The organism is Chromatocurvus halotolerans (genome assembly GCF_004340525.1).
GTDB lineage: Bacteria > Pseudomonadota > Gammaproteobacteria > Pseudomonadales > Halieaceae > Chromatocurvus > Chromatocurvus halotolerans.
The window spans coordinates 1-2,722 of record NZ_SLWX01000037.1 but is presented as its reverse complement, the minus strand read 5'-3'; the positions used below and the strand labels follow the sequence as shown (position 1 = coordinate 2,722).

Genomic DNA, 2,722 nt, shown 5'->3' with positions numbered 1-2,722 from the left:
GTAACCGTTCATTCTGAGGCGTTCTATTCTATCCGCTAAGCCAGCGGTACCGTTCTCCTGGTCGACCACAGGAGAACACGCATGACAGCTTCCATTCAGAATACCTTTTCCCACGTAGTCCCAGAAACAACGTCGCGCATTTCACGCTCACGGGCTCAGAAGAAAGCTATTGTCGAGGAGTTCGACGCCAGCGGCCTCACCAAGACTGCCTTTTGCAAACACCACAGCATTGCCACCAGTTGTCTCAGTCGATGGCAGAAGGCATTGTCTCCAGAGGCTTCCGCTGACGGCTTTATTGATATTACCCAGTCCGTGAGTTCTGCGGCGCTGCCGCGTCCTCCTGCTGAGGAGTGCCCGCGCTGGCAGGTAGAGCTGGAGCTGGGTGCCGGTGTGGTTCTGCGTGTTCGCACCGGCTGATGTTCTTCCCGGAATCCCAGGTCAGGATCTGGCTGTATGCCAGGCCCACGGACATGCGCCGATCCTTCAATGGATTGGCGGCCATGGCGAAGAACGTGATGGGAGAAGACCCGCTCAGTGGCCACCTGTTTGTCTTCATCAATCGCCGCCAGACACAGCTCAAGATCCTGTATTTTGATCGCAGCGGCTATTGTCTCTGGGCGAAACGCCTTGAGGAGGGACGCTTCAATTACGACCGTTCTGCGGAAGAGAAGCAGCCGCTGAACTGGACCCAGCTCAAGCTGATCATCGAGGGTATCGAACTGAGAAATACGCTACAAAGAAAGCGGTATTCTCACCCGCAGGCCGCCTGATCGGGTATAATCCATGACCATGGAAACCGGCCCCGCGACTCGCGATCAAGCGACCCCCGATGCGCATAACCTGCTGGATGTGCTCGCTGAAATGCGCACCGCCGCGGATCAGAAAGACGCCCGGATCCAGTCACTGGAACACCAGTTGAACTGGTTCAAGCGCCAGCTGTTCGGCGAGAAGTCCGAAAAGCGGGACATGACGGACAATCCCCACCAGCACACCATTGCCGACCTGCTCAAGGACCTGCCGGAGACACCGGCGCACCAGGAGCCCGATACTGAGACCATCACCTATCAGCGGGGCAAGGCCAAGAAGAACGCGCTGGACGGCTCGCCCGATGACAGCGGTCTGCGGTTTGATGACGGTGTGCCGGTCGAAGAGATTGCGCTCTCGGCGCCGGAGCTGGATGGCCCGGATGCCGATGACTACACCATCATCAGCTACAAGGTCACCTATCGCCTGGCAGAACGCCCCGGCAGCCAGGTGGTGTTGAAATACACCCGCCCGGTCCTCAAGAAGAAGTCCAGCCAACAGCTGATCACCACGCCGGCACCGGCCAATGTCCTGGACCGGAGCGTTGCCGATGTCAGCTTCCTGGCCGGGATGCTATTGAACAAGTTCTTGTATCACCTGCCCCTGTACCGCCAGCACCAGCGGCTGGAGCACAACGGGATCAAGGTGGCTCGCAGCACGCTGACCAACCTGACCCGGCGCAGCATCGATCTACTGACGCCCATTTACCAAGCCCAGTTGCGCCAGCTGTTGCGCAGCCGGGTCCTTGCGATGGATGAGACGCCAATCAAGGCAGGACGCCGGAAAAAGGGGAAGATGAATCTTGCCTACTTCTGGCCCATTTATGGCGAGCAGGATGAGATCTGCTTTACCTTCTCGCGGTCACGCGGCATGCAGCACATCCTGGATCAGCTGGGGGCATTTGATGGCACGCTGGTGACCGATGGCTATGGGGCCTATGAGAAGTTCAGCAAACACAATCAGACGCTGACGCACGCACAGTGCTGGGTGCATTGCCGTCGCGGGTTTGAGGAAGCGAAAGAGGCCGAGCCGGAAGCGGTGGCCGAGGCGTTGGCCTACATCGGTCGCCTCTATGAACATGAGGCGTATCTGCGAGAACAGAAGCTCACGGGGCGGAACAAGCTGGACTACCGGACCCGGAACAGCCTGCCGGTGGTGGAAGCCTTCTTTGGCTGGTGTCACGCGCAGCGTCAGCGCATCGACCTGGTAAAAAGCAATCCGCTGTCGCGGGCACTGGCCTACGCCATGAAGCGCGAACAGGCCCTCAAGGTGTTCCTGAGCGATCCCGACGTGCCGCCGGACACCAATCACCTGGAACGGGGTCTGCGCGTCATACCCATGGGTCGCCGTAACTGGTTGTTCAGCTGGACGGAGATTGGCGCCGAGCAGGTGGGCATTATCCAGAGTTTGCTGGTGACCTGCCGGCTGCACGCGGTGAATCCTTACGACTACCTGGTCGATGTGTTGCAGCGGGTCGGCTCGCACCCGGCCTCCCGGGTGGAGGAACTGACGCCAAGACTGTGGAAGGCGCGCTTCGCGGACACTCCACTGCGCTCGGATCTGGAGACGCTGACATATGGCAGATGAAGAGGCCTACCGGCAATGGCGCGAGAGTGCCAAGGCTGTGAAGGCCATTGCGGCCGACGACAGCCTGGCATTGTGGGAAAAAGCCCGCAAGGTGAACCAGGCGTATGCGGGACTCGCGCTGGAAGGACTGCAATCCAAACACCGACACAAGGTGTTGGCGGCGTTCGGCAAAGTGAACTCGGTATTTGCCAAGTACACGATCAATAGCTTTGATGACTATCAGCAAATGAGTGACGGTGACTTGCGGGAAATCGTTGCAACCGTCCGTGCGTTGGTACCGCCCAAGGCAAAATAGTCACGCTGGCAACGACGTCTTGGAATGACCGGTTAC

The 2,722-nt window shown here is 59.0% G+C and carries 4 protein-coding genes; all 4 read left to right on the top strand.

The features are described from left to right. Positions 1 to 81: 81 nt before the first annotated feature. The 4 genes from tnpA to EV688_RS17250 are packed head-to-tail and all read left to right on the top strand — an operon-like array spanning position 82 to position 2,686. Positions 82 to 417 carry an IS66 family insertion sequence element accessory protein TnpA gene (gene tnpA, locus EV688_RS17265; protein WP_117314801.1) on the top strand — a complete coding sequence of 112 codons (336 nt, stop codon included), beginning with the start codon at positions 82 to 84 and terminating at the stop codon, positions 415 to 417. After that, positions 417 to 770: an IS66 family insertion sequence element accessory protein TnpB gene (tnpB, locus tag EV688_RS17260; RefSeq protein ID WP_117314800.1), complete on the top strand. Its 354-nt coding sequence runs from the start codon at positions 417 to 419 to the stop codon at positions 768 to 770. Before tnpA ends, tnpB begins: the two co-directional genes overlap by 1 nt. Before the next feature lie 19 nt (positions 771 to 789). Next, the gene (gene tnpC / locus EV688_RS17255) at positions 790 to 2,391 is read left to right on the top strand and encodes an IS66 family transposase (protein ID WP_420867045.1); all 1,602 of its coding nucleotides are present in this window, start codon (positions 790 to 792) and stop codon (positions 2,389 to 2,391) included. Beyond that, entirely contained in the window at positions 2,381 to 2,686 is a 306-nt protein-coding gene (locus EV688_RS17250) for a hypothetical protein (RefSeq protein ID WP_131917729.1), read from the top strand. Before tnpC ends, EV688_RS17250 begins: the two co-directional genes overlap by 11 nt. Positions 2,687 to 2,722 lie beyond the last annotated feature (36 nt).